18 protein-coding genes and 1 pseudogene are annotated in these 24,494 nt (G+C 63.6%); 10 read left to right on the forward strand and 9 right to left on the reverse strand.

What is annotated here, in order from left to right:
* Positions 1-17 precede the first annotated feature (17 nt).
* Positions 18-1,835, reverse strand: coding sequence for an HAD hydrolase family protein (locus tag AB3X95_RS11495; RefSeq protein WP_368621369.1), 1,818 nt, complete (start codon positions 1,833-1,835; stop codon positions 18-20).
* Positions 1,836-1,973: 138 nt separating this feature from the next.
* Between AB3X95_RS11495 and AB3X95_RS11500 the strand changes: the two genes are divergently transcribed.
* From AB3X95_RS11500 to AB3X95_RS11510, 3 genes are read left to right on the forward strand one after another with little or no spacing between them, the layout of a single operon-like run.
* Positions 1,974-3,410, forward strand: a complete 1,437-nt coding sequence (locus AB3X95_RS11500) for a cytochrome ubiquinol oxidase subunit I (RefSeq protein ID WP_368621370.1) — start codon at positions 1,974-1,976, stop codon at positions 3,408-3,410.
* Positions 3,391-4,407 carry a cytochrome d ubiquinol oxidase subunit II gene (gene cydB, locus AB3X95_RS11505; protein WP_368621371.1) on the forward strand — a complete coding sequence of 339 codons (1,017 nt, stop codon included), beginning with the start codon at positions 3,391-3,393 and terminating at the stop codon, positions 4,405-4,407. Before AB3X95_RS11500 ends, cydB begins: the two co-directional genes overlap by 20 nt.
* A 1-nt stretch (position 4,408) precedes the next feature.
* Positions 4,409-4,516 carry a DUF2474 family protein gene (locus AB3X95_RS11510; protein ID WP_176365444.1) on the forward strand — a complete coding sequence of 36 codons (108 nt, stop codon included), beginning with the start codon at positions 4,409-4,411 and terminating at the stop codon, positions 4,514-4,516.
* A gap of 51 nt (positions 4,517-4,567) precedes the next feature.
* Here AB3X95_RS11510 and AB3X95_RS11515 read toward each other — a convergent pair whose 3' ends face one another.
* The 4 genes from AB3X95_RS11515 to AB3X95_RS11530 all read right to left on the reverse strand — a co-directional run bounded on the left by AB3X95_RS11515 (position 4,568) and on the right by AB3X95_RS11530 (position 8,783).
* Positions 4,568-7,138: a glucose/quinate/shikimate family membrane-bound PQQ-dependent dehydrogenase gene (locus tag AB3X95_RS11515; RefSeq protein ID WP_368621372.1), complete on the reverse strand. Its 2,571-nt coding sequence runs from the start codon at positions 7,136-7,138 to the stop codon at positions 4,568-4,570.
* Positions 7,131-7,352, reverse strand: a complete 222-nt coding sequence (locus AB3X95_RS11520; RefSeq protein ID WP_368621373.1) for a DUF2795 domain-containing protein — start codon at positions 7,350-7,352, stop codon at positions 7,131-7,133. The genes AB3X95_RS11515 and AB3X95_RS11520 overlap by 8 nt, the downstream gene beginning before the upstream one ends.
* A 30-nt stretch (positions 7,353-7,382) precedes the next feature.
* Positions 7,383-7,526 (reverse strand): hypothetical protein, encoded by a 144-nt coding sequence (locus tag AB3X95_RS11525; protein WP_176122796.1) that lies wholly within the window; start codon positions 7,524-7,526, stop codon positions 7,383-7,385.
* A 225-nt stretch (positions 7,527-7,751) separates the two neighbouring features.
* A complete protein-coding gene (locus AB3X95_RS11530; RefSeq protein ID WP_368621374.1) occupies positions 7,752-8,783 on the reverse strand; it encodes a glycosyltransferase family 4 protein in 1,032 nt (343 codons plus the stop codon).
* A 161-nt stretch (positions 8,784-8,944) separates the two neighbouring features.
* On the opposite strand from AB3X95_RS11530, the gene AB3X95_RS11535 reads away from it, so the two are divergent.
* Positions 8,945-9,487 (forward strand): DUF4142 domain-containing protein, encoded by a 543-nt coding sequence (locus AB3X95_RS11535; protein WP_176122798.1) that lies wholly within the window; start codon positions 8,945-8,947, stop codon positions 9,485-9,487.
* Positions 9,488-9,538: 51 nt separating this feature from the next.
* Here AB3X95_RS11535 and AB3X95_RS11540 read toward each other — a convergent pair whose 3' ends face one another.
* Positions 9,539-10,525: a hypothetical protein gene (locus AB3X95_RS11540; RefSeq protein ID WP_176122799.1), complete on the reverse strand. Its 987-nt coding sequence runs from the start codon at positions 10,523-10,525 to the stop codon at positions 9,539-9,541.
* Positions 10,526-10,864: 339 nt separating this feature from the next.
* Between AB3X95_RS11540 and AB3X95_RS11545 the strand changes: the two genes are divergently transcribed.
* From AB3X95_RS11545 to AB3X95_RS11555, 3 genes are all read left to right on the forward strand, one after another.
* Positions 10,865-11,269: a DUF427 domain-containing protein gene (locus tag AB3X95_RS11545; RefSeq protein ID WP_176122800.1), complete on the forward strand. Its 405-nt coding sequence runs from the start codon at positions 10,865-10,867 to the stop codon at positions 11,267-11,269.
* Between the two features lie 283 nt (positions 11,270-11,552).
* The gene (locus tag AB3X95_RS11550; RefSeq protein ID WP_368621375.1) at positions 11,553-13,235 is read left to right on the forward strand and encodes an alkaline phosphatase family protein; all 1,683 of its coding nucleotides are present in this window, start codon (positions 11,553-11,555) and stop codon (positions 13,233-13,235) included.
* A gap of 190 nt (positions 13,236-13,425) precedes the next feature.
* Positions 13,426-13,812, forward strand: coding sequence for an MAPEG family protein (locus AB3X95_RS11555; RefSeq protein WP_368621376.1), 387 nt, complete (start codon positions 13,426-13,428; stop codon positions 13,810-13,812).
* A 26-nt stretch (positions 13,813-13,838) separates the two neighbouring features.
* Here the strand turns inward: AB3X95_RS11555 and AB3X95_RS11560 are convergent, their stop codons facing one another.
* A complete protein-coding gene (locus AB3X95_RS11560) occupies positions 13,839-16,007 on the reverse strand; it encodes a glycogen debranching N-terminal domain-containing protein (protein WP_368621377.1) in 2,169 nt (722 codons plus the stop codon).
* 548 nt (positions 16,008-16,555) lie between these two features.
* Here AB3X95_RS11560 and AB3X95_RS11565 point away from each other — a divergent pair.
* Positions 16,556-17,116, forward strand: a complete 561-nt coding sequence (locus AB3X95_RS11565; protein ID WP_368621378.1) for a hypothetical protein — start codon at positions 16,556-16,558, stop codon at positions 17,114-17,116.
* A 469-nt stretch (positions 17,117-17,585) separates the two neighbouring features.
* On the opposite strand, the gene AB3X95_RS11570 is transcribed toward AB3X95_RS11565, so the two are convergent.
* Positions 17,586-19,874, reverse strand: a complete 2,289-nt coding sequence (locus AB3X95_RS11570; RefSeq protein WP_368621379.1) for a filamentous hemagglutinin N-terminal domain-containing protein — start codon at positions 19,872-19,874, stop codon at positions 17,586-17,588.
* 138 nt (positions 19,875-20,012) lie between these two features.
* Here AB3X95_RS11570 and AB3X95_RS11575 point away from each other — a divergent pair.
* A pseudogene (locus AB3X95_RS11575) lies at positions 20,013-20,545 on the forward strand (transposase); the annotation flags it as partial.
* Between the two features lie 212 nt (positions 20,546-20,757).
* Here the strand turns inward: AB3X95_RS11575 and AB3X95_RS11580 are convergent.
* A complete protein-coding gene (locus AB3X95_RS11580) occupies positions 20,758-23,073 on the reverse strand; it encodes a dockerin (protein WP_368621380.1) in 2,316 nt (771 codons plus the stop codon).
* A gap of 750 nt (positions 23,074-23,823) precedes the next feature.
* Here AB3X95_RS11580 and AB3X95_RS11585 point away from each other — a divergent pair.
* Positions 23,824-24,126, forward strand: coding sequence for a VF_A0006 family four-cysteine protein (locus tag AB3X95_RS11585; RefSeq protein WP_303246658.1), 303 nt, complete (start codon positions 23,824-23,826; stop codon positions 24,124-24,126).
* The last annotated feature ends 368 nt before the right edge of the window (positions 24,127-24,494 follow it).

Genomic DNA, 24,494 nt, shown 5'->3' on the forward strand with positions numbered 1-24,494 from the left:
GCGTTGCAATCCCCGCCTCACGGCCGCTGATCCGTGTCGGACCGACGCGGGTCGGGCTCGTCGCGACTTTGCGGCGAGCCTGTCAACACCGCGGGCAGCGAAGGATTCTCCGGTTGGGTGTAACGCGCGTGGATCGCCGCGCGGATGCGCGCGAGGCTTTGCGCGGCATCGAGCGCGCTGTCCTGCTCGATGCCGCGTGCTTCGTCGGCCAGGTCCGTGTCGCCGATCTGCTGTTCGAACCAGCGCGAATAGTCGCCACGCTGGCGATGAAACTGCCATGTCGCCGCATCGACACCCTCGGCAATCTCGACGAACAGCACGAGGTTGTGCGCGCGCAGGTTCAGCGCGTTGTGCTCGCCGCGAAAGTAAAAGCTGCGCTCGGGAATCAGCAGCCCCTCAGCGTACTTGCGACGATGCCGGCGCTTTTCCTTGCGGCCGGGCTCGAGCCGCACGAGCTGCGGCGGCGCGACGGCGCTGACGCGCCACAACAGCGCGTCGCCTTTGGCGAGTTGCGCCCCGTCGCCGCTCGACGCTGGCGGCTCACGTCCACTTGCCGCAGCAAAGCGCTGCAAGGCCGCATGCGCGCCGTCGCCCATCGCGAGCACCGTGCCGACCTGCTGCAGCAACACCGGCGATAACTGCTCCGGCGACACGGTGACCGCGAGCGCCGTTTCCAGCGCATCCGGAATCGCCTGGTTCGCGCCGGCCCATTGCGCGGGAAACACGTGATGCGCCTCTTCGAACACGAGCCAGTGCGGCCGCCCGGTGCGCGTGCGCAGACGCTGCACCTGCAACAGCAGATTCGCGCAGAACAGCGGCCGATCCGACGGCGGCACCCGCAGCAGATTGAGCGCGATGGCGGGCCGCGCCGGACGGCGCAGCAACTGCATCGCCTCGTCGATCGACGGTGCATTGCCCGCATCGCCGAGCGCGACGGTCGCATCGTCATTGTCATAGTCGCCTTCAGGATCGACGATGCACATCTGGCAGCCCGCGCCCGCGAGCCGTTCGAGCAGGCCCGCCGTCGCGGTGGACTTGCCGCAGCCCGATTCACCGACGAGCAGCACGACGCTGCCGTACGCGGGCAACGACAGCGGCTCGCTGTCCGGCGCATCACAACGAGGGCCGAGCACGATGCGATTGCGCGGCGACGCATCGGCGATGCTGCGCAAATCGTCGGCGACGAGTGCGTCGATCAGTTCGGCGACGCCCGCGCCCGCGACGCCGCCCGTCACGATATCGGCGTGCTTCTTCAACTCCGGCAACGCGTTCGCGACAGCCGCCGCGAGGCCGCACGCGTCGAGCAGCGCATGGTCGTTTTCCGCATCGCCGATACCGGCCACGTTCAGCGGCGACAATTCGAGATCGGCGAGCGCCGCGCTCAGACCGCTCGCCTTCGACACGCCCGGCGCCACGATCATCACCGCGTCGCCGTTGAAGATGATCCGCAACTCGAGCCCAAGGTCGCGAATCACATCGAGCGCGACATGCTCACGGGGCTTCATCGTCGCGACCAACGTCTGGCTGACACTGAAAGCGTTGGGTGCGCGCCGCCGTAACTCCGCGACGAAATTCTCCGGCGGTGCGGGTGCGAGCAGACGGCGCGCGCCATCGGCCGGGCAATACAGCACGCCGCCGTTTTCCGCGACCACGCGCGAAAACAGCTCGATGCGCGGACAGATCGCGAGCAGATCGTCGAGCTCGCGTCCGCTGACGAGGATCGCATGACGGCCCGACGCGCGCAGGCGTTCGAGCGCGGCCCACGTCGAATCGGCGACCTGGCCGTCGGTGGCGAGCGTGTTGTCGTAGTCGGTTGCGAGCGCAAAAAATCGCATGGTGCACGACTCCTTTGATCGATTCATGGGTCCGCTCAGCAAGCGCTATACCCCGCGACCCGCGCCCAACGGTATGGGGCTTGCTGCGGGTCGTGTCGAAGCAGCGGAGCCGCCGCCAGCCTGCCCCGAGGAACCCTGATGTCCATTCCCATCGATGCCGTGACCCTCGCGCGAATGCAATTCGGCTTCACGATTGCTTTCCACATCATCTTTCCGGCGCTGTCGATCGGTCTCGCGAGCTACCTCGCCGTGCTCGAAGGCGCATGGCTCGTCACCCACAAGCCCGTATATCTCGCCGTCTACCGCTACTGGCTGACGATCTTTGCGGTCGTGTTCGGCATCGGCGTCGTGTCGGGGCTCGTGATGGCGTATCAGTTCGGCACCAACTGGGCGGGCTTCGCGTTTCGCGCGGGTCCGATCGTCGGGCCGCTGATGGGCTACGAAGTGCTGACCGCTTTCTTTCTCGAGTCGGGATTTCTCGGCGTGATGCTGTTCGGCATGAAACGCGTCGGCCCGCGTCTGCACTTTCTCGCGACCGTGCTCGTCGCGATCGGCACGCTAATGAGCGCGTTCTGGATTCTCGCCGTCAATTCATGGATGCAGACGCCGCAGGGCTATGCGATCGTCGACGGACGCTTCTTTCCGGCCGACTGGATGCGCATCATCTTCAATCCGTCATTTCCGTTCCGGCTCGTGCACATGGTGCTGGCCGCGTATCTGAGCGTCGCGTTCCTCGTCGGCGCGGTCGGCGCCTGGCATCTGCTCGGCGATTCGCGCAATGTCTGCGCGCGCCTGATGGTGTCGATGGCGCTATGGATGGCCTGCATCGTCGCGCCGATCCAGATGGTGGTCGGTGACCAGCACGGTATCAACACGCTCGAGCACCAGCCGGCCAAAATCGCCGCGCTCGAAGGCGACTGGCTCGCGCGTCCCGGTCAGCCGTTGATTCTTTTCGGGTTCCCGAACATGCGCACGGAGACGACCGACTATGCGCTCGAAGTACCGCATCTCGGCGCGCTGATTCTGACGCACACCTGGGACGGCTCGATCGCCGGCCTCAAATCGTTCCCGCCGTCCGAGCGCCCGTTCTCGCCGGTCGTGTTCTGGGCGTTTCGCGTGATGGTCGGACTCGGCATCCTGATGGCGCTGCTCGGCCTGGGCAGTCTCGCGTTGCGCTATCGAAGGACCCTGTACGAAGCGCGCTGGATGCAGCGGATCATGGTCGCGATGGGGCCGGCTGGTCTGATCGCGTTGCTGTGCGGCTGGACCGTCACCGAAGTCGGCCGGCAGCCGTACACGGTGTACGGTCTGCTGCGGACGGCCGACAGCGTGTCACCGATCGCCGCGCCCGGCGTCGCGGTATCGCTCGCGAGCTTCGGCGTGGTGTACGCGATCGTGTTCGGCGCAGCCGTGGTCTTTCTGTTCCGGCTGATGGCGGCGACGCCCACGCTCGACACGCCCGGCCCCGCAAAGGACAAGCCGCATCGCAGCGCCGGCATCACCCCGGGCCCAGCACAGGCACCGTCCGTCCCATCAACTCCGGGGAGTCAGGCCGATGACGACAGGAACGTTTGATCTCGCTTTGGTATGGGCCGCGATCCTCGCGTTCGCGGTGCTCGCATATGTGCTGCTCGACGGCTTCGATCTCGGCGTCGGCATCCTGTTCGCGGTCGAGCACCACCGCGACGACCGCGACGTGATGGTGAATTCGATCGCACCGGTATGGGACGGCAACGAGACGTGGCTCGTGCTCGGCGGCGGCGGCTTGTTCGCGGTGTTTCCGCTTGCCTACGGCGTGATTCTGCCGGCGCTCTATCCGCCGATCATCGCGATGCTGCTCGCGCTGGTGTTCCGCGGCGTCGCTTTCGAATTCCGCTTTCGCGCAATAGGCCGCGGCCGCGCATGGTGGGACGCCGCGTTCTTCGGCGGCTCGGCGCTCGCGGCGCTGTGCCAGGGGCTCGTGCTCGGCGGCCTGCTGCAAGGTATCGAGGTCAAGGGGTTCTCGTATGTGGGCGGCTGGTGGGACTGGCTGACCGGCTTCACGATCCTGTGCGGTCTCGCGGTGATGGCCGGTTACACGCTGCTCGGCTCGTGCTGGCTGATCTGGCGCACCGAAGGTCCGTTGCACGAGCGTTGCCGGCGACACGCGCGCACGATGGCCGTCGCCGTGCTCGCGCTGATCGTGGTGGTCACGCTATGGACGCCGATGCTGCCCATCTCGCTGACGACGCGCTGGTTCCGCTGGCCGGACCTGCTGTTCACCGCGTGGGTACCGGTGCTGGTCGTTCTGCTGGCGTTCGGATTTTTCCGCAGCCTGTCTGCGCGCCGCCATCTGTTGCCGCTGCTGTTTGCGTACGGCGTCTTCGTGCTGTGCTACGCGGGGCTCCTGATCAGTCTTTATCCGAACCTCGTGCCACCGTCGATTTCGTTCCGCGCGGCGGCAGCGCCGCATGCGAGCCTGCTGTTTCTGCTGGTCGGCGCCGCGATCACGGTGCCGATGATTCTCGGCTATACCGTGTATGCGTACTCGGTGTTCAAGGGAAAGATGCGCGCGGGCGAGGGGTACCACTGACATGTGGCGCCGCCTTGCGTGGTTCGCCGGCCTGTGGCTCGCCGGCGTCGTCGCGCTCGCGACGGTGGCGGGTGTATTGAAGCTTCTGCTGCGCGCGGCCACGCATTGAGCGTGGCGCGCGCTTGCAGTGTGCGCTTGCAGCGTGATTACCGCGGCGCGACTACGGCAACGTATAGGCGACCACGGAGTCGCCCTGCTTCGTGCCCAGTGAGCCATGTCCGCCCGCTACCACCAGCACATACTGCTTGCCGTTGCTGTCGGCATAGGTCATCGGCGTGGCCTGGCCGCCGGCCGGCAGACGCGCTTGCCACAGCCGCGCGCCGGTGCGCACGTCATAGGCGCGCAGGTAGTAGTCGAGCGTGCCGGACAGGAACGCGACGCCGCCGCCGGTGGTGATCATGCCGCCGAGGCTCGGCACGCCGAGCGGCATCGGAATCGGCAGCGGCGCGCTATCGCGGATCGTGCCATTCTTGTGCTCCCAGACGATATGCCCCTCGCGCAGATCCACGGCGGCCACGTAGCCCCAGGGCGGCGATTGACACGGAATGCCGAGCGGCGAAAGGAACGCGTTCAGTTCGAAGCCGAATGGCGTGCCGAGCGCGAGCTTGATGCCGCTCGTTTCGCTGCCCTTCTGTTCGCCGCTGTTCGAACCGATCTGTGCGCGCGGAACCAGTTTCGACGTGAACGCCATATAGCTCGGATTCAGGATCAGCACCTGCCGCACCGGATCGACCGCGACGCCGCCCCAGTCGAATACGCCGAAGTTGCCGGGGAACACGAGCGAGCCCTGCTCCGATGGCGGCGTGAACATGCCGTCGTAGCGCAACGACTTGAACTTGATGCGGCACCATAGCTGATCGAACGGATTGGTGCCCCACATGTCGTGCTCGTGCAGCCTTGGCGGCGCGAAGTTCAGCGCCGAGTACGGCTGCGTCGGCGACGTGTGGTCACCCGGCGCCGCACCGCCCGGCACCGGACGTTCGGTGATCGGGATGATCGGCTTGCCGGTCTGGCGGTTCAGCAGGTAGATGCTGCCCTGCTTGGTCGATGCGACGATCGCCGGTTGCACGCCGCTCGCGGTTTGCAGATCGACGAGCGACGGCTGGCCGCCGACGTCCATGTCCCACAGGTCGTGGTGCGTGAACTGGTAGTTCCACACCATCCGGCCGGTCGCGAGATCGAGCGCGACGATGCCCGCCGCGACCTTCTCGGAGGCCGGTGTGCGCAGCCCGCCCCACTGGTCCGGCGTCTGATTGCCGAGAGGCAGGTAGACCATGCCGAGCTTCTCATCGACCGAGAACACCGACCACATGTTCGGCGAGTTGCGCACGTAGATCTGCCCAGGCGCGATTGGCTGCGTCTTGTCCGGATTGCCCGCGTCCCAGTTCCATACGAGATGACCATCGTGCACGTCGAACGCGCGCGTGACGCCGGACGGCTCGTTGGTCGATTCGTTGTCGGTCACGTGGCCGCTGATGATCACGAGGTCGCGCGTGACGGCCGGCGGCGACGTCGAGTAGTAGCCACCGGGCGTGAACGGCCCGATGTGCGTGCGCAGGTCGACTACGCCGTTGTTGCCGAAGTGCGGGCACAGCGCGCCCGTGTCGGCGTTCAGCGCGATCAGGCGCGCATCGGCGGTCGGCACGAAGATGCGGCGCGGGCACTCGCTTGCAGTTGCGGCCCGATCTTGCGGCGTGTTCGGCACCGGCGTCGGCACCGTGCCCTGGCCCGCCGCCGCCGCGCTCGCCGGGCTCGCGGTGGCTACCGCCGCGCTGTTGCGCGCGACTTCGGCCGCGGCGGGCAGCGGTGGATAGAGCGCGTCGTCGTGATAGGACACGCCGCGACAGGTCATATGCTCCCAGTGCTTGAAACTGCCGACCGGACTCTGGATGTGCGGGTCGTAACGCCACAGTTCGTGGCCGGTCGCGGGGTCGAGCGCGATCACGATGCTGTGCGGCGTGCACACGTACACCTTGTTGTCCACCTTGATCGGCGTGTCTTCGTAGGTGGTTTCGGTCGGGTCGCCCGGACCGGCTTTGTCGCCGGTCTCGATGCGCCATGCCTCCTTCAGCTTGTCCGCGTTCTCCGGTGTGATCTGCGCGAGCGGCGAGTAGCGCTGGCCGAGCGGCGAGCCGCCGTAGTCGCTCCAGTCCGCCGGCTTGCGATTCGAGTCGCCGGCAAGCGGCGCGTCGGCAGGCGCTGCCGACGTTACTTCGAGCTGGCCGGGGTGATCGTACGGGTGGTTGAACGCGGTGACGATGCCGAGCAGCACCGCGAGCACGACCGCCCCCGCGAGCGGCAGCACGCCTTCGCGCGGCGCGGCGGGCGGCCCGAGCGCGAGCCGCTTGCTCACCGGTGGCAGCAGCAGCCAGATCGCGAGCACGACCCATACCCAAAGACGTGGCAGCAATTGCCAGAAATCGAAGCGCGCCTCGACCACCGCCCAGATCGTCGATGCGAACAGCACGATCGCGAACACGAACAGCGCGGCACGCCGGCGCAGCCACAGCAGCACTCCGGTCGCCGCGATCGCGATGCCGGCGAGCAGGTAGTACCACGAGCCGCCGAGCATCGCGAGCCGGATACCGCCGATCGCGAGCAGCACGCCAATGACGACGAAGACGACGCCCGGCACCGCGAGCGCGACCGGGAGCCGCGCTCCACGCGGGGACCGGGTCGCGGGTGAGCCCTGACCTGGCGGGGGCGGCGACGGAGTTTGCGGGTTATTCATTGCCGACGCCCTTGGAGACTTCGGCGGGGCTCTGATACTGCTGGTCGGGTAGATCCTGGAGCCGTTGCAGCACGTCGTCGTCGGCGCCATTGGCTTTCGCGGTTTCGATGAGGCTGTCCTTGTCGGTGGGATAGGAAGCGCCCTTCAGCGCTTTCTGCACGTCGATGAACGGGTTCAGCGGGCGCTCGCCCGTGGTCGAACGGGAGTCGGTCATTTCGTTCCCCTGATGGGTTGGGTGGAAGGGTCAAGTGCTGGCCGGCGTGGCGCGTCGCGGCGGCGCCGAAACCGGTGCTTGCACGTCCGGCGTGTCGCGTACCGGCTGCTGCTCCGGCAGTACGTCCGTGCCGGGCATCGCTTCGGGCACGCGCGGATGCTCGTGCCTTCGCATCCGGCGTGCCTGTAGGCGCCGGATGCGCCGTGCAGTGCGCGATGACGGTCTGCCCGACACGTGCTTGCCGATCGCGATACGGTCGGGCCGCTGCGCGCGTGCACCCGGCGGCCGCGTGACGCGTGAACCTGTCCCGTGCTCCGTGGCCGTCAGAGCCGATGGCGTTGGTCAAGATTGGCGTGCCGCGTTAGAAAAAATCCACGCTCGCGCAGGCGTCGTTTCGCTTCAACGCTTCGACGCCAATAGCTTCCGGTACACCTCGATGTACTCGTCGGCCATGCGTGCCGCGGTGAAGCGCCGCTCGAAGGCTTCGCGACAGCGCGCGCGGTCCAGCTCGCCGATCCGGTTCACCGCATCGACGGCCGCGTCGACGCTATCGACGATGAAGCCGGTCACGCCGTCGTCGATGATCTCGCGGACCGAGCCGCGGTCGAATGCGATCACCGGTGTGCCCGCCGCCAGCGCCTCGACCAGCACGAGTCCGAACGGTTCGGGCCAGTCGATCGGAAACAGCAGCGCTCGCGCGGCGCCGATGAAGCGATCCTTGTCACGGCCACCCAGCTCGCCGCGATAGCGCACATGCGGTTGCCGCATCAGCGATGCGACCTCGTGCTCGTAGTAGACGCGATCGCCGTCGTCGATCTTGGCCGCGATTTCGAGCCGCGCGTTCGCACGGCGCGCGATCTCGATCGCGAGATCGGGTCGCTTGGTCGGCGCGATGCGGCCGACGAATGCCAGGTAGTCGGACGGCGTGCGGCTGAAGGTGTGAAGGTCGCGCGGCAGGCCGTGATGGACCGTGCGCTGCCACGCGAGTCGCGGCAGCGGCGCGCGCTGCGCGTCGGAGATCGATACCAGCGGTACGTCGCAAAACTCGCGGTACAGCGCCTCCAGACCGGGGATGTCGAGCCGCCAATGCAGCGTCGTCACGTGCGCGCAGCCGAGCCGCCTGCCGAACGGGAAGCTCGTGTAGTCGGTGTGGAAGTGCACGATGTCGAAGTCGGCCGAACGTTGCACGACCCGTTCGAGCATCGCGACATGAAACGCCTGCGGGTCGGCAGTGTTCTCGAGCTCGCGCAGCGGCCGTGGATACACGGACACGAGATGCGCGCGCGTCAGCGAGTCGCCGCTCGCGAACAGCGTGACCTCATGGCCGAGTTCGACCAGCGCCTCGGTCAGCCACGACACGACGCGCTCGGTGCCGCCATAGGCGACGGGCGGCACGCGCTCGTAAAGCGTCGACACTTGCGCGATGCGCATGCGAGCCTCCGTCGTTCTTCCACCGTGCAGACCTCCGTCGTCGAGCATCCATCATTCCAGACGCGCGGTGGACGATGGTATGGCGCTTGCGGGCTGTCGATCGAAGCGTGTCATCCGTCCCGCTTCGATTCATCCCGTTCCACTTCGTAGAGGAGAAAAACATGAAGCGCGTTACCGCCATTGCCGCACTGTGCTGTGGGCTTGCCGCTATCCCTCATATCGCCGGCGCGCAAACCGAGGCCGCCTCGACCACGAGCGCCAATCCGCTGCCTCAGGCCGACAAGGATTTCGTGCAGGCGGCGAGCATGTCGTCGTCGACCGAAATCGACGCGGCCAAGCTCGCGACGAAAAACTCCAGCGACAAGGATGTGAAATCGTTCGCGCATCACATGATGCTCGATCACGCGAAGCTCACGATGCAACTGAAGATGGCTGCACCACACGGCGTCGCGGTGCCGAAGGACAATTCCGACACCACGGTGCTGGACTCGCTTAAGAGCCTGCATGGCAACGCATTCGATCAGGCGTATATCCAGAAGGTCGGCTTGCAGGGACACGAGGACGCGCTGAGCGCATTCAAGAAAGAGATCTCGGATGGCCAGAACGCTGATCTGAAGAAGGCCGCGCAAAAAGCGCTGCCTACCATCGAGGAACACTACAAGATGGCGCAGGATCTCGCGACGAAGAAGGGGGTGACGAAGTAGCGCGGAAGGCAGGTATCCCCGCCATTCGTGTAGTTCGGCAAGCAGGCCGCGCTAGAAACTCATCGCGAATCCGAACGACACGCCGTGCACGTTGCGACCGAACACGTAGCGCACCATCGCGCGCGTGCGGGTAACGATGACGGGATACCTGCTGCTGTCGAGCTCGAGGCCGACTCCCAGCGACGTGAGGTCGTTGAAACCCAGCACCCCGGCACTGTCGCCGAAATAGTGCGAGTAAGCGGCTTCGAGCACATAGCGGACTGGCCGGTCCAGCGCGTGCCAGCCGGTGGGCGCGCGCCAGCGTGTCCATAGGCTCACTTGCTGGGCCGTGGCCGAGCCCTGAACGGCCTGCGATGAACCGCCGAAACTGCGCAGGTAAATATCTGTCGCCCGCAATTCGGCGTCGATTTCGTAGTTTTCGCGGTAGTGCTCGTAGTCGAGCATCAGGGAGCCGCCATAGCCGTAGGCATCGAGCGAGCCGTTCTCGAGGAACTGCAGGTTGCTGTCGGTGACGTGATTGAACAGCGTCTGCCCCACCTTCAGGTCGCTCGACACGCGCCCGATCGTACCGTTCAGGATCGGACGGAATGCCAGTTCGTCGGTGATGCGGAAATCCCAGCCCAGGCCGACCGTGCCGCTGAAGGTGTTCCACTTCGTCGGCACCGCGCGCTGCTGGGCGCCATCCGTGGCGATGAAAACCGGATCGTAGCGGCTGTAAGCGAGCGTGCCCTCCATGTACAACGGAAACGACCTGCTGAGCGTGAAGCCGCCGCCGAATTGGGTCTGCCCGAAGCCGGGATTACCGGTCAGGCCGTTATTGACCGACAGATTGCTGGTCGTGACGTCCGGGACCGTCGTGTAGCTCATGATCGCGAGCACAGCATCCGCGTGCTGCTTTACATTGCCGCCAATCACGGTATTGCTCGACAATTGCCCCGGCACGACCTGCGCGTGCGAAGGGCAGGACAGCAGGCTCAAAGGCAGAGCGGCACCCGCGCCCCATGCGCGAAGTGACCAACGCTTCCGAAGTGCCGGCATAGTCAAACAACCTCGCCATTTGTCGACGACGAGATTGCAGACTGACTTGCACGCTCACTTGCACGCTCACCCACGGCGTATCCAACCAGCATCATGCACTCCTGTCAGTCGGCCAATTGTGTTCGTCTTCCGCGAAGTCGCGATTCCGCTGCACTGAAACAGGTGCACGCAGTCGATGCGACTCCGGCGGGCGTTGCGCCGCTCACAGCACCTGGAAGGTCTGCGCTAGTATGTATAGAAATACCCGAAGTGAAGTTGTACGGCAATACGGGCATATCTTCAGTCGCTTGCCTTGGCGCTCGGGCAAGGGACACCCCCATTTCCCCACGGAGCATCGTTATGTCCACCCATTCGGTCCCGAACGACAAACCCGTCAAGATCCCCGGCCCGGACCATCCGATCACGATCGAGCAGCACCGCGCGCGCGTGATCGTGATGGCTGGCGGCCAGGTGATCGCCGATACACACGACGCGTTGACGCTGCGCGAGGCCCGCTATCCGGCCGTGCTGTACATCCCCCGCAAGGACGTGGACATGACCCGGCTCGAACGCACGGCGCACGCGACTTATTGTCCATACAAAGGCGATTGTGCCTACTTCTCGATTCCATCGGCCGGCGAGCGCGGCACCAACGCGGTGTGGACCTACGAGCACCCTTACGACGCCGTCGCGTCGATCCGCGAACACCTCGCGTTCTACCCCGACCGCGTGGATTCCATCACGCAGGAGCCGGCCGCTCATTAGGCGGACTCGCGCGGGTTATTTGCCCGGCAATCCGGCGCGGCGTGGCGGTCCCTATTCCGCCACGCCCTCGCGGCATTTGACCACCGAGCGACGAAACGGCACGGACTGCGATAACCCGTGCCGTTTTTTATGTTTGACGACTCGCGCAGATCACACCGACCTTAACAAGACCTTAAGACTTCAGTATCGCCAAATAAAAAAACCAAGGTCACGTAAATGACTTTTTTTACGGTTCAAATTCGTCCCGCTTTACCCAAATTCGTTGTTAAGCAAAGGACGAGACATGAAACCGATTACGAAATGGAAGCGTAAGCAAAGCGCAATGTGCGCCGCCGTCGCACTGCTCGCCGGGCTGTACGCGGCAGTCGCGACCGCCGGCGACGATCACGATCACGGCCGCGATCACGAGCGCGATCGCGCGTCGGTCAAGCATGTGCTGCTGATCAGCTTCGACGGTCTGCATGAGCAGGACGTCGCGCGTTGCATCGGCGCGAACACCTGCCCCAACCTGGCGCTGCTTGCGAAGTCAGGCACCACGTACACGAACGCGCATACGCCGGGACTGTCGGATTCGTTTCCGGGCCTCGCCGCACTCGTGACCGGCGGCTCGCCGAAGTCCGCGGGCCTGTTCTACGACGTCTCCTACGACCGCACGCTCTATGCGCCGTCCGATACCAGTTGCACGGGCCCGACCGGCTGGAATGTCGTGTTCGATGAAACGACCGGCATCGACGGCGAGAACGGCGGCGCGCTGATCCATCTCGACGGCGGCGGCGCGTTCAATCCGCAGGCGATTCCGCATGCGCTCGTCAATGGCGTCTGCACGCCCGTCTATCCGCACAACTATCTGAAGACCAACACGGTCTTCGAAGTGATCAAGGGCAACGTGAACGGCGCGCGCACCGCGTGGGCCGATAAACACGCGTGGGGCTACGACTGGCTCAACGGACCGTCCGGCACGGGTGTCGACGATCTTGCGCGCACCGAAATAAATTCGATCGATCCGGATACCAATACCAACTATCTCGACACGTACACGCACACGGAGAAGTTCGACAACTACCATGTGCAATCGCTGATCCATCAAATCGATGGCAAGGATTCGACTGGTCAAAAGAACGTCGCGGTGCCGACCGTGTTCGGCGCCAACTTCCAGACGCTGAGCGTCGCGCAGAAGGCCACGGTCGCGTCGGGCGGCGGCTATCTGGATGCGAGCTTCACGCCGGGTCCACAGGTGGCCGGTGCGATCGCGTATATCGACGACGCGTTGGGACGCATCGTGTCCGAACTGAAGCAACGCAATCTCTATTCGTCGACGGCGATCATCGTGACCGCGAAGCATGGCCAGTCGCCGACCGATCATTCGAAGCTGGTGAAGAACGGCGATACGCTGACCAAGCTGCTAGAAGCCAACAACTATCTGGATTCGGGCGGCGCTTTTGGGCAGAACGCTACGACGAGCGGCAACCTGAACGATGGCACCGGGCTCGTCGGCACCGGCATGGTGCAGACCGACGACGTCGGTCTGATCTGGCTGCGCGATCAAAGCCAGACGGCCGCGGTCGTGAAGACGCTGAAAGACAATCTGAGCTGCAACGCGCCGGGGATTTGCGCGGACGGTCCGCAGGCGTACATCCTGTCCGGCCCGCAACTGGCGAGCCGGTTCGGCGATCCGTCGCGCGGCCGTACGCCCGACATCATCGTTCAGCCAAACCCGGGCGTCATCTATACGTCGAGCAAGTCGAAGGACGAGGAGCATGGCGGCAACGCGCCCGACGACAGCCATCTCGGTCTCGTGATGTACGTGCCTCATGCGCATCATGCCGGGAAGGTCAACGACGAGCGAGTGCTGACCACGCAGGTCGCGCCGACGATCTTGCGTCTGCTCGATCTGAAGCCTGAGCTGCTGCATTCGGTCGCGATTGAAGGAACGCGTCCGCTGCCGGAGTTCGATCGCGAAGACTGAGTGCTTACTGTAGTCGACGTATTCGAGTAGCGAGCTGCGCCGCGATCGGTGTTGGAACGATCGCGGCGCGGTCGTTTTTTGCCGGGGTCCAGCCGCGCGGACCTCGCGTGCCGGCGCGTGCGAGAATGGGAGCCGCCTGATTTTCGCCAAACAGGCGTGCGTCGATCGCCTGACAAGGAGCCGCGCTGCCATGAACAACATTGCTCTCGGATGCGTAGCGGTGCTGGGGCTGCTGTTATTTTGCCTCGGCTTGTCGGTATCGATGATGCGTTTTCGCGAACGCACCACTGCGGGCTGTGCCGACGATCCGGCCGACCTGTTGCACAAGCTGGTTCGGGCGCATGGCAACACAGCGGAATACGCGCCGTTTCTGGCGGTGCTATTTCTCTTTCTGGGCGCGAGATCGCCGTCCACGGTGACGGTGTCGCTGATGGTCATCGCGACCTTGTGCCGGTGCTTGCTCGTCTTAGGGCTTGTCGCGTTCCCGACGATGGCGAAGCCCAACCCTTTGCGCTTCGTCGGTGCGATTGGGACTTATGGCGCAGGGATTGCATTGTGTTTGGCGTTGATGCGCTGAGGCACGGTCCGGACCGACGCCCGCAATCAAAGGGCCGCAGCCAGTTCGTCGCGCCAACTCGCAATCGGGCGCCGGCTCACGCTTTTGCTAGTCCCTTTCAACACTTCGAATTCTGTGCTTCCGTCGGTTCGCGTGAACCGGATATCGAATATCTGCGCGCCTACCTTGAGGTTTCGCAAGGTCAGCGTGTCGATCCAGGGGGGCAGCACCGGGTCGACGTACAGTTGCCTGCGCGGCGCGTCGGGCTGAAGACCCAGGATCGCATACACGAGCGAAAAAATCGATCCCGCGGCCCATGCCTGCGGCACATTTGCGCCCATGTACTGCACCGGAAAGCTCGCCTCCGTGCGCTGGAGGCCCGCAAATAGCTCGGGTAACTGGTTCAGCGCGAAATAGCCGCCTGCATCGCAGATGTCTTTCGCGATCCGTCCTGCCTCGTCGGCAAAACCATAACGTTTGAACCCTTCGGCGATGAGTCCGTTGTCATGCGGCCACACGGCGCCCTTCTGATAAGAATGCGGATTGAAGGCCGGATGTTTCGACGACAGTGTGCGCACGCCCCACCCGCTATACATGTCCGGCTTCATGAGTCTTTGCACTACTCGGCTCGCGCGCTCGGGCGGAACGATTCCCGACCACAGACAGTGGCCCGGATTGGAGGCGATGCTCATCACCCGTTGCTTGTCGCCATCGAGGCATAGTGCGTAGAAACCGGTGCGTTCCTCCCAGAACGCGTCATTGAATCGCTCGTACAAGTCGGCGGCTTTCGCGCGCAGCCTGGATGCACGGCGCTTCTCATCGAGCAGGTCGTAGATCGCGGCCATACGAAGCCATGCGTCATACACGTAGCCTTGCAGCTCGCAGAGCGCCTTCGGTCCTTTGACGAGCATGCCGTCGGGGTACACCACGGCATCACCGGCATCTTTCCAGCTCTGGTTTTTCAGGCCGTTCGTCGAACGCGTCTCGTACTCCTGGAACCCGTCGCCGTCACGATCGCCATAGTTGTCGATCCATTTCAGGCACCGTTCGGCATTGGGCAGATGACGGATCAGCAATTCACGGTCGCCGGTGCAACACCATGCGGTATGGAGCACGATCAGATACAAAGCCGTCGCGTCCGCGGTTCCGTAGTACGGCGTATGAGGAACGAGTCCAAGCTTCGCCAGCTCGCCCCGACGCAGCTCGTGCATGATTTTGCCCGGCTCGCCGTCACGAAAGTCGTCACGCTTCGTGGCTTGTCGTGCGCCGAGCGCTGCAAGCGTGCCGCGCGCGAACCCCGAGTAAATTAGCGCCGTCTGCAGCGAGGTGATCAGACTGTCACGTCCGAACAGCGCGACGAACCACGGCAAGCCCGCTGCGGGAATCATTAGACGCCTGCCATTGACGTGCTCCGGCACGCGCAACGCCGCGACATCATCGGTCGCCTGACGAAATAGACGGTTGAAGGTTTCGTTGCTGCACTCGAGTGATGGAATCGCGCGTTTCCATTGTGCGAGCCGCTTTCCTTCGGGCGACAGATTGCTGGCAGCGCCGCAGCGCTGCGGCGCGCGTACGGCCCGGCCGTCATCGTCGATGTCGTACTTTAAGCAGCAGTGCCAACGCGCGCCGGGGCGCAAGCTCACACCAAATGTGATGCGGCCGTTTGCATAAGCGCCTCGCGTGTGGCTATCGTGCACGCTCAGACTGACGCCGCGGCCAAAATGCCCATTCTGGTAACTGGTCTTCAGGTGTTGCGTGTGCTCATTCCAGGTGGTCACGACACGACCGCGACGAACCACATGCCCAGCCTTGACTTCGAAGATGTCCGCGAAATCGCTACGCACCGCGATCTCTAGATTGAACGATACCGTATGCAGGCCGTGATTGGTCATGTCGATGTCCTCGTGGACTCCACCACCGACATGACGGGTCAGTATCAGGCTGACCGTATGTTCCTCGATGAGCCCGTCCTCGCTGTCGAGCGAACGATTCGCGAGACATGCCCGCATCAAAAAGGACTGCAGCGCTCCCGAGCTGAGCAGATCCCAGGGCTCGCCATTGGCGAAGATCGTCCAGTTGCTGATAAGACGCGTGTCCTGGAAATACAGACCCTTGCGCGACCCGCTGATGATTTGCCCGTCCGGCTGCGTGAGCAGGACCGTATGCCCCTGATGGATGGCAATCTGCGGCGGGCCAATCCTTACCTCGAGCGACATGTCAGTGTCCCTCTAAACGACCAGGCGAAATTGCGCATTGCGCTCAGGCTTCCACATGGATGTTTCGGAACCTTCATGTGATTAGAGACAGCAACACTCGCGCCGCCTTCACTCAGGAAAGGTACGGGGTGCACCCGCGCGTGTTCGGGACCGCGTTATGCTGCCGCACGGCGGCCTTCGGCAGCGATTTGACGGCGAGCGGCGCACACGCGCCGACCCGGGGCGCAAAACGCGTAGATTTAGGCGCGTCTCGACAACGCCTGCTTCTATTCTTCATACACCGGCGCACGCAGTTCGCTCGTTTCGCACGCGCGTGTCCTGCCGTTTTGCGTTTATACGGGGGGAGATATGGCCTCTGCTGCTAAATTGGCACGCCTACGGCGCGCACCCGGAAGCTGTCGGTCGTCGCGAAACCTCTCGCTGTTCTCGAGCCGGCGAGCTTCGGCCCCCCACGCGACCAGCGCAGCGTCGGCCCGTTAAGCGACATGACCCAGACTCCGGTCACGCTGAAATCCCACGCTTAGTGCCAGTTTCTATGGAGGTTCAAAGTGCGCAAAGTACTGATGGCTGCTATTTTCGCCTTGGGCTTGACGACCTTGTCTTATGGCTTCGATGGAAGCGGCTCAGACGGCAGGGAAAGAGGCGAACGGGGTGGGCAACCCACCCTGAAGGTCTTTGACAGCCAAGGCAAGGTGGTGGGGCCGCTGGTTAGCTATGAACCTCTTGGCACTGTTCTTAATGTGAACGGTGTGGTGATTTTTGCTCCGATTCAACGGGTGAGCGTCAATAACGGTAGTCAGCATTCTGCGTCCCAGTTTCAATGGGCGGGCGGCATCTCGGGATATCCGACATCGGACTGCAGTGGAAGCCCGCTTATTACACCGAGCCCTGCGGCGACCTCGCAAGTACGGCCGTCTCAGATCGCCAGGCAAGGAAGCGATGCGACCGTATACATTGCGGGCGACACCAACTCAGTGCCGACGACGTTAATGTCATTCCTTATAAGCGGCCGATGCTCGCCGGGTCCCGAGACGTTGGAAGCCTGGTCTCCCGAAAGCTCCTATTCGCTCACGCAACACTATCCGGAGCCGCTGACAATTCATTACTGAGCGCCCCGCGCTTGCCTGCTCCGAGCGCTGAGGCGCCAGTCATTTGCTGTGCCACTTCGCCGGCAACCTTCTCAGCTAGCTGCATACGTACCGTGTTGCGCTTGAACGTTGACCCCGTCCCATCAGCGGGATTCGCGCCCGGCGTTGCCCGATAATCGCCAGTTGGAATGACAGCTTCCTGCGTTCCACGAGCGGCAGTTGTTGGAACCCATAGCGGCCCTTGGCCGCAGATCACCTCAATGACAGCAATGGCCGACAGGACAAGCGCGCGTCCCGCATCGGGCGGGTTTCGGAGTGGACCGGCCGTTCGAGTGACCTCTGCATGGCCCAGGCGAGCGGCGGAAAGTGGCCGCACTGAGTCTCACGCCCGGCCAACGTCGGCGCCTCGGGCACGGATTTCATGCTAATGCACAAGTTGACCCGCTCCAGTCGTCAGTGCAATGGACAGTTCCACCAGCATCGCGCCAGCTTAGTGTTCCACTTGCCACCGCAGAACTGGATGCGTAGCGCCCGGCGGCACGACCCACGCGCCGTTCGGCCCGAAATCCCAGCCGACGAAGCTCGCTGGGTCGCTCATCTGTGCTGTGGTGAGCCCGTTGGATGCAGGTAGATTGCCGCCGCTCGACGGTTGCCCCGTGGTCTGGACGTCCCAGTAAACGTCGAGGCCAAGACCACCGCAGCCTGCGCAGATTCCGCCAACCGACAGTCCGTTGCCGCTGATAACGCGCCCTGTCGCAAAAGATTGCGTCACGACGCCGTAGCTGGAGCTGGCGTAGTTGTAGTTCTCCGCGATCAGTCCGCCACCACCCCCGTGCGTCAAAAAGCCTGTGACGGAGCCGGTCGCGTACGACTCGTCGATCGTCCCATAGTTCGTGCTGACGAGTCCAGCCGCTGCGCCGCCGGTTCGAACGGTAACACTGCTTCCCGAGCGCGCGATCAGCCCGTAGTTCGTCCCAACGATCCCTGACAGGAGGGCGTAGAAGCAATTACAGCTGTTCGCGCCAGAGGTGAATGTATTGATTACAGTGCCGTGGTTATTAATAGCCAGGAGGCCGATTCCATCGTAAAACCCTGTGTCGTTGGCGAGCGGGTGCCCATTAACTTTCAGGTCGCGCACGACGCCGCCTTGCCCGACATCGCCAAAAATAGCGTCGAAACTCGGCGAGAAATCCGAAACGGTATGCCACATGCCGTCGAATTGACCGGTGAACGACGTACTGATCGCGATCGGCGTCGTGCCCAGCGTGGTGAACGCAGCGTTGTTCGCTTCGATATCTTTGCCGAGTGCGTAGTTGCCGGCCAAGTCGTTGTCGACGGCCTGAAAGTCCGCTACCGAATTGACAAGTTTGTAAGCCGTTATCTGCGTGACCAGGCCGCTGTAAGCCGGGGCCGTCCAGGATGCATTGCCGACCAATGTGCCAGAGGTGTAGGTGCCGTTCATGTCGTAAAGCGCACTGACGTTGCCGGTACTTTTCGACCAGTCGATAATGCCGCTGTTACCCACGCTGCCGCCGTTGTCGATGCCCGATGCGTCGGCGCGCAACGTCAGATTGCCTGCACCGTTGTTCGCGATGGTCGTACCCGTCGCCACCGAGACGTCGTGGTATGCGGCGAGCGTGAGCGAAGCCGGACCGCTCCAGTTCAGACTCGAAGCAACGCCCAGGTCGCCCGTTACGCCTTTCGCGCCTGTCGTGGTGACGTTGACCGAGGTGCCGTCGTTCAGGCTCCGGCGCAACGCGTGCGCGGCGGCATCATCGATCGTGAAAGCGGGTGTCAGGAGATTCCATTGCCCTGCATCGACCACTGTGTGCCTGCCGAACGTCAGTTGTGCCGCTTGTGTATCGACCGTTCCGCCGCTGCCGTCCGCGTTGCCTGCGGCGATCTTGCCGAGCTGCTCGACGCGGCCGCTGTCGGCGACCAGCCATACATGGCCGTCGCGGCTTGCCGTGCCCGTCGCACGGATGCGCGTGCCGCCACCTGCAAGCGCATATACGTTGCCATCGGCGGCCTGCAGGTTGACCTGCGCGGCGTTGATGAGCCCCTTGTTGACCACGGTGCCCTGACTGCCCGTCTGCACGAACACCTGCCTGCTGCTGGCCGAGTCCTGCAGCAACACGGTCTCGCCGACAGCCAGTTCCGCCGTGCCGTTGGGCGCTGCCACGGTGCCGGCGTTGATGACTGCGTGTCGCGCAATCAGCAACACATCGCCGCCGCTCGAACTGATGCTGCCCAGGTTGACCACGCTTGCATCGGAGCCGCCCGAGAGCGTAAGCGCGCTGCTGCCGCTCATGAATGCACTGTTGCAGACATCGAGGGTGGACGCGACGAAGCGGCCACCGGTGCTGACCACACCCGACGGACCCACGACGATGCCCTGCGGATTGATCACATAGAGGCTGCCCGTTGCGCTGAGCCTGCCAAAAATGGCCGAGGGCGAGCCACCCGTTACCCGGTTCAGGGTCGCGCCGGTGCCGTTGTCGAACGTCACGCTGTTGTGCCTGCCGATCGAGAAACTGCTCCAGTCGATCACGCCGCGCGTCGAACCCGGTTGCGTGATCAAAAGAGCGTTGCCCTGGTTAGCTATCGTGCCCGTACCGGCAGTATATGTGCCGCCTTGCGGAAGGCGGCCCGCCGCGAACGCAACGGGTGTCAGGGACAGTCCAGTCAGCGAAATGCCGACGGCAAGCCAGATGCGGCCGCGCCAGTGCTGTCGACGCAGTGCGCGTCGCGAGGGCCAGGGTAGTTTCGAATGCGACATACAGCCCCCCTTCCGCTGCGTGCGGAATGGCTGCCGACGACCCGCAGAGTCGACCGGAAATGCATCAGTCGCTGTGTCTGAAGAATAGCAGTCGGCATCGCGGATGCATGTCAATATCCCAGCGTTTTGCGCCTTCCCGAGGATGTCATGTATGCGCGCGACGGCGTCGAGATCGAACCCGGCACCATGGCCTACTGGATGGGCAGCATCGCGAGTCTGCTTGCACCGCTGGTCGACGCCGTGCGCCAGTACGCGCTGGCCGGGGGCAAGGTTCACGGGGACGATACGCCGCTGCCGGTGCTGGCGCCAGGCAACGGTCGCACGAAGACAAGGCGATAAGGTACGCGCTGAATCGCTGGCCGGCGCTCGTCTACTACCGCAGCGATGGGCGTGCGGAGATCGACAACCTGATCGCCGAGCGGGCGCTGCGCGGCGTCGCGTTGGGCAGGCGCAACTACTTGTTCGCCGGCGCAGACTGTGGCGGTGAACGTGCCGCCGCGATGTACAGCCTGATCGGCACGGCACGCCTGAACGGCCTCGATCCCGAGGCGTATCTCGCCTACGTGCTCGAACACATCGCTGACCATCCGGTCAACCGCGTCGACGAGTTGCTTCCATGGAACGTGGCGCCGTCGCTGTCGCCAACTGCTCGCGTCGAGCCCATCCGATAGCGTCGCGAATCTCCGTCGTCAACAACCTGCACTACGGTGCTGCTCGGGCGCCTACCGAGTAGTTGAGGGAATCTCGACAGGAAGGTCAGACTCACGGATGAAAAAACCCGAAAGTTGACGACCAACTTTCGGGTTACGGCAGCAACCAGATCGCCTATGCTCTCCCCCTTCCGATTGCAAGCCGCAACCGGACGGAGATAGGTCGATCAACCTCAGTTGCTAAAGATTAGACCGCGAGCGACACCATTGACGTAAATGCGGCCATAAGTATTCCAGTCGCCCACCACCACGGCGTTGCCGCCGAACTGGTGCGCGTCGTCGTTGAAGCGCGACCACGTTGCGCCGCCATCGTCGGAGCGGAAGATGCCCCACTGGCCGTTGATCGTGCCTTCCACATAGACCGCGGCCGAGTATGGCGAGCCGGTTTGCGCCTTGCCCAGCGTGATATTGGTGGCCCCGAGCGTGCCGTTGGCGGTTGCAAAGGCGGTGAGCTTGGTCCAGGTCGCGCCTGAGTCCAGCGAGTGGTACACGGCATTGCCGTCGGCCACCCAGATGTCGCCCTCGGCGTTCGGGTTCACCGCCATCGACGTATCGCCCCAGGCATTCCAGGCCATGTTCGCGTTCACCGAGCCCTGGCTCAGCGTGAACGTGTGGCCGGCGTCGGTCGAGACGTAGACCTTGCCAGGCTGCCAGTTCCAGTTTGCGCCGCCCGAATCGAAGGCATAGACCTTGTTCGGGTTGTTGCGGTCCACGGCCAGGCGATAAGCGCGGAAGAAGCCATTCCAGGTGGCGGTAAACGCCGGCAGGTTGGTTTGCGTCCAGCTCGCGCCATTGTTCGTGGTGTACGAGGGCACCGAGTCTTGCGGCGCCCAGACCAGGTTGTTGCGGGACGTGACTGCCAGGCTTTGCACCTGGCTCGAGCTGGCCGAGCCGCCGGTAGGCATCGACGGGAACTGCGACCAGCTATTGCCGGAGTCGCCGGACCAGAAGCCCTTGACGGCGGAACCGTTGGCATTGTCGACGCCGGTGACGGCAATGTAGGACGGATCGGCCCACGCCATGTCGGCCGCGTTGCCGCTGCTCCATCCGGGCATCGGAGCCCGCGTCGGCCGCGTCGCGAGGTCCGTGATCACCCACGCGCCGATGTCGCCCGCGGCGTTAATCAGCTTGTACTGCGCGCCGGCCGGAGGCGCGACGGCGAACAGTGTGGCGGTCTCTTCCAGGTTGTTGACCTTGGGGCTCCAGCCCGGCGTGGTCGAGGAGGCGTTCGTGGTTTCGCAGATGCCGCCGCCGTGGACGTGCATGATGTGGTCGCGGTTGGCCGGGTCGATCGTGACGTTCTCGATCCAGCCGCGGCAGGTGTCGGACGTATGCGGCATGTTGGCCTCGACTTCGCGCCAGCTGGTGCCGCCATCATCGGACATTTGAATTTGCATGCTGGTGTCGCTCCAGCCTGTCATGCCCACCGCAATGCGGGCGATCGAACCGGCGCCGTAGACGGACAGGCCGGCCATCCCCATGCTGGTGGAGCTCAAGAGCTGGGTCCAGGTGCTGTTGTTGCTGGCGCCGAACTTGTAGAGATAACTGGGGCCACTGCCGCCCTGAACCTGAGGAGCTGTCGGGCGGAACGTCATGTAGAAGGTGCCGTCAAACGTCTTCACGACGTGCGGGATGTCGTAATTGGTCACGTTGGACGGGACCGCGACCGGCGCCCACGTGGCGCCGCCATTGGTGGACCGGTACAGCGTCGACGTCAAGCCTGCCGCCTGGGCATAGTCGGAGGCGACGGTGGCCCAGATGATCCACGTCGGCTGCCCAGTCCCCTTGAATGGGGTATCGAAGATGATTTGTTCGACGCCGATCGGGGTCCCTCCGCCGGTCACCGTGGTGCTCGAGAAGCCCGTAACCTGGCTCCACGTATGGCCCGAGTCCGTGCTCTTCCAGATACCGGCCTTGCGCGAGCCGAACATCAACGTCGACGGATTCTGTGGGTCGACCGCCAGACGTTCGCCGTAGCCCCGGGCGTTATCGTTGCCACCCACCGCGAACGGCAGGTCGTAGTGCGTCCAGGTGTTGCCGCGGTCGCTGGAAATGTAAATGCGGCCGTGGGCATCCTGACCCACGGTATCGCCGGTCATCATGTAGACCAGTTGGTCGTTGTTCGGGTCGAGGGCGATGCTCTCCACGCCGTGGTACCGGCCTTCGCCGGCGCCAAAACCCAGGCCGTCGGTGAGCGGGATCCACGACGAGGTCGTCGTGTCCCAGCGGTAGGCGCCGCCGACGTCGGTGCGTGCGTACAGCAGGCTTGCGTTGGTCGGATGGTAGATCAGGCCGGTGACATAGCCGCCGCCGCCCCACTTGACGCTGGTCCAGCTCGTGGCCGGAACCGCCGCGGCAGCAACGGTCTGCGTGGACGCATGCGGCGCGCTGCCAGCCGTGCCGGACGATCCTCCGCCGCTGCACGAAACCAGGGGCAACACCGCAACGGTGGCCCAGAACACTCGGTGAATTCCTCGTTTCATCTTCATTTTGTTTTCCGTTCGGTCATGATGCCTTCGGCAGCCTCTTCCGACGCAATGCATCCCTTCTTGCGTCGACAGCGATCTTAATTGCCGTATCGCCAAAAAGCACCGAGCGCGGCGTGGAAAATGCGTAAGGAAATCCGTATTTTTTGTTGGCTATTTCCTGTTTTCTTCGTAAGCGGGTGAGCGACCATCACTCCACGCTTACGGATTGCCGGTCACATAGGCGATTTCTCGCACCAAGGCCATTGGCACATTCGGAATCGCGTCGAGTCCCGGTGCGAGGACGGCCCGATCGGTTGAATAACCGGCTGCAGCTACACATATCGCTTCGAACTTTCCGCTGCCCGGCCACGTCTCCCGCAATAACAGCGATACGCTGCGCCGTCCGCGACGACCTCGTACAAAGGGAACTCATTGCCGAGCCAAATGGAAGTACTACCGAGCTTGGGCCGTTCCGGCTGATAGAGCCGCAATGCTTTCGCAAGGGAAACCAGGCCGGCCCTGCGGTCCGTTACCGACCGGAATCGCTCCTCGAACACCGGGATATGCAGGGTTTAATAGGAAGACATGGGTCGGGAATTGAGACCTTACATGGGCGGAGCCGGCCACTACAATCGGCAACAGTGTTCGAGCATTCGGACGCCTGATCATGGACCGCCGCGTTCGGCCAGTCTGAGACGTTCGACATTGGGGCCTGAATCGTCGACAATCGGTGGCTGCACCCTGTGATACCTCCGGACCTCGGCTACAAGCATGCTCAAACTCGCTTATCTCTTTCTCTCGATCACGCTCGCTACCCCGCTCTCGGCCTTGGCATACGGTGGTGATAATTCAGACTACGATCAATGCATTCTGCATTCGTTGGCAAATAGTCAGAGCAGCTTTGCGGCTCGCGAGATTAGCAACTCGTGCGACGCGCTTTACCGAAATGGCGCAATGCTTCTGCCGCGCGAAAGGGCGTATCACTTGTGTGTTCTGCAAAATGTGCAAACCGTGAGAGGAGCGTTCGCGGTCAACGAGATACTGCATGCATGCCGACGTCAAAATCAGATGTAGCACCGACGTCGTTGACGATTGCAGCGCTGAGATTCGCAAGATTCAGTTTCGATTGTTTCGTTGACCTCGCCCCGTCGTGACGTAGCGTGACCGTGGCATGGACGGCTGCTTTCGGAAGGTCCCAAAGTCCGCAACAGGTCGTCCTGAACCGGTCGCCGTCGGGCTCTGTGCGGCCAAACTGAGCCATTCCGGTATGACCGGCGAGCGTCGGCTTCCCGTCAGACTTCAGACCGAAGAGCGACATTTGAACAGCAGGGTCACTCGCACCTTCTTGACCGGACTGCCCCGCCGTCAGCGCGAGGGCCTGAATGAATCAGCCACCGATAGGACTCTTCCGTTGTTCTCGCGTCAATTCCCGAGCTTCATCT

Source organism: Paraburkholderia sp. BR13444 (assembly GCF_040948755.1).
Classification (GTDB): Bacteria; Pseudomonadota; Gammaproteobacteria; order Burkholderiales; family Burkholderiaceae; genus Paraburkholderia; species Paraburkholderia youngii.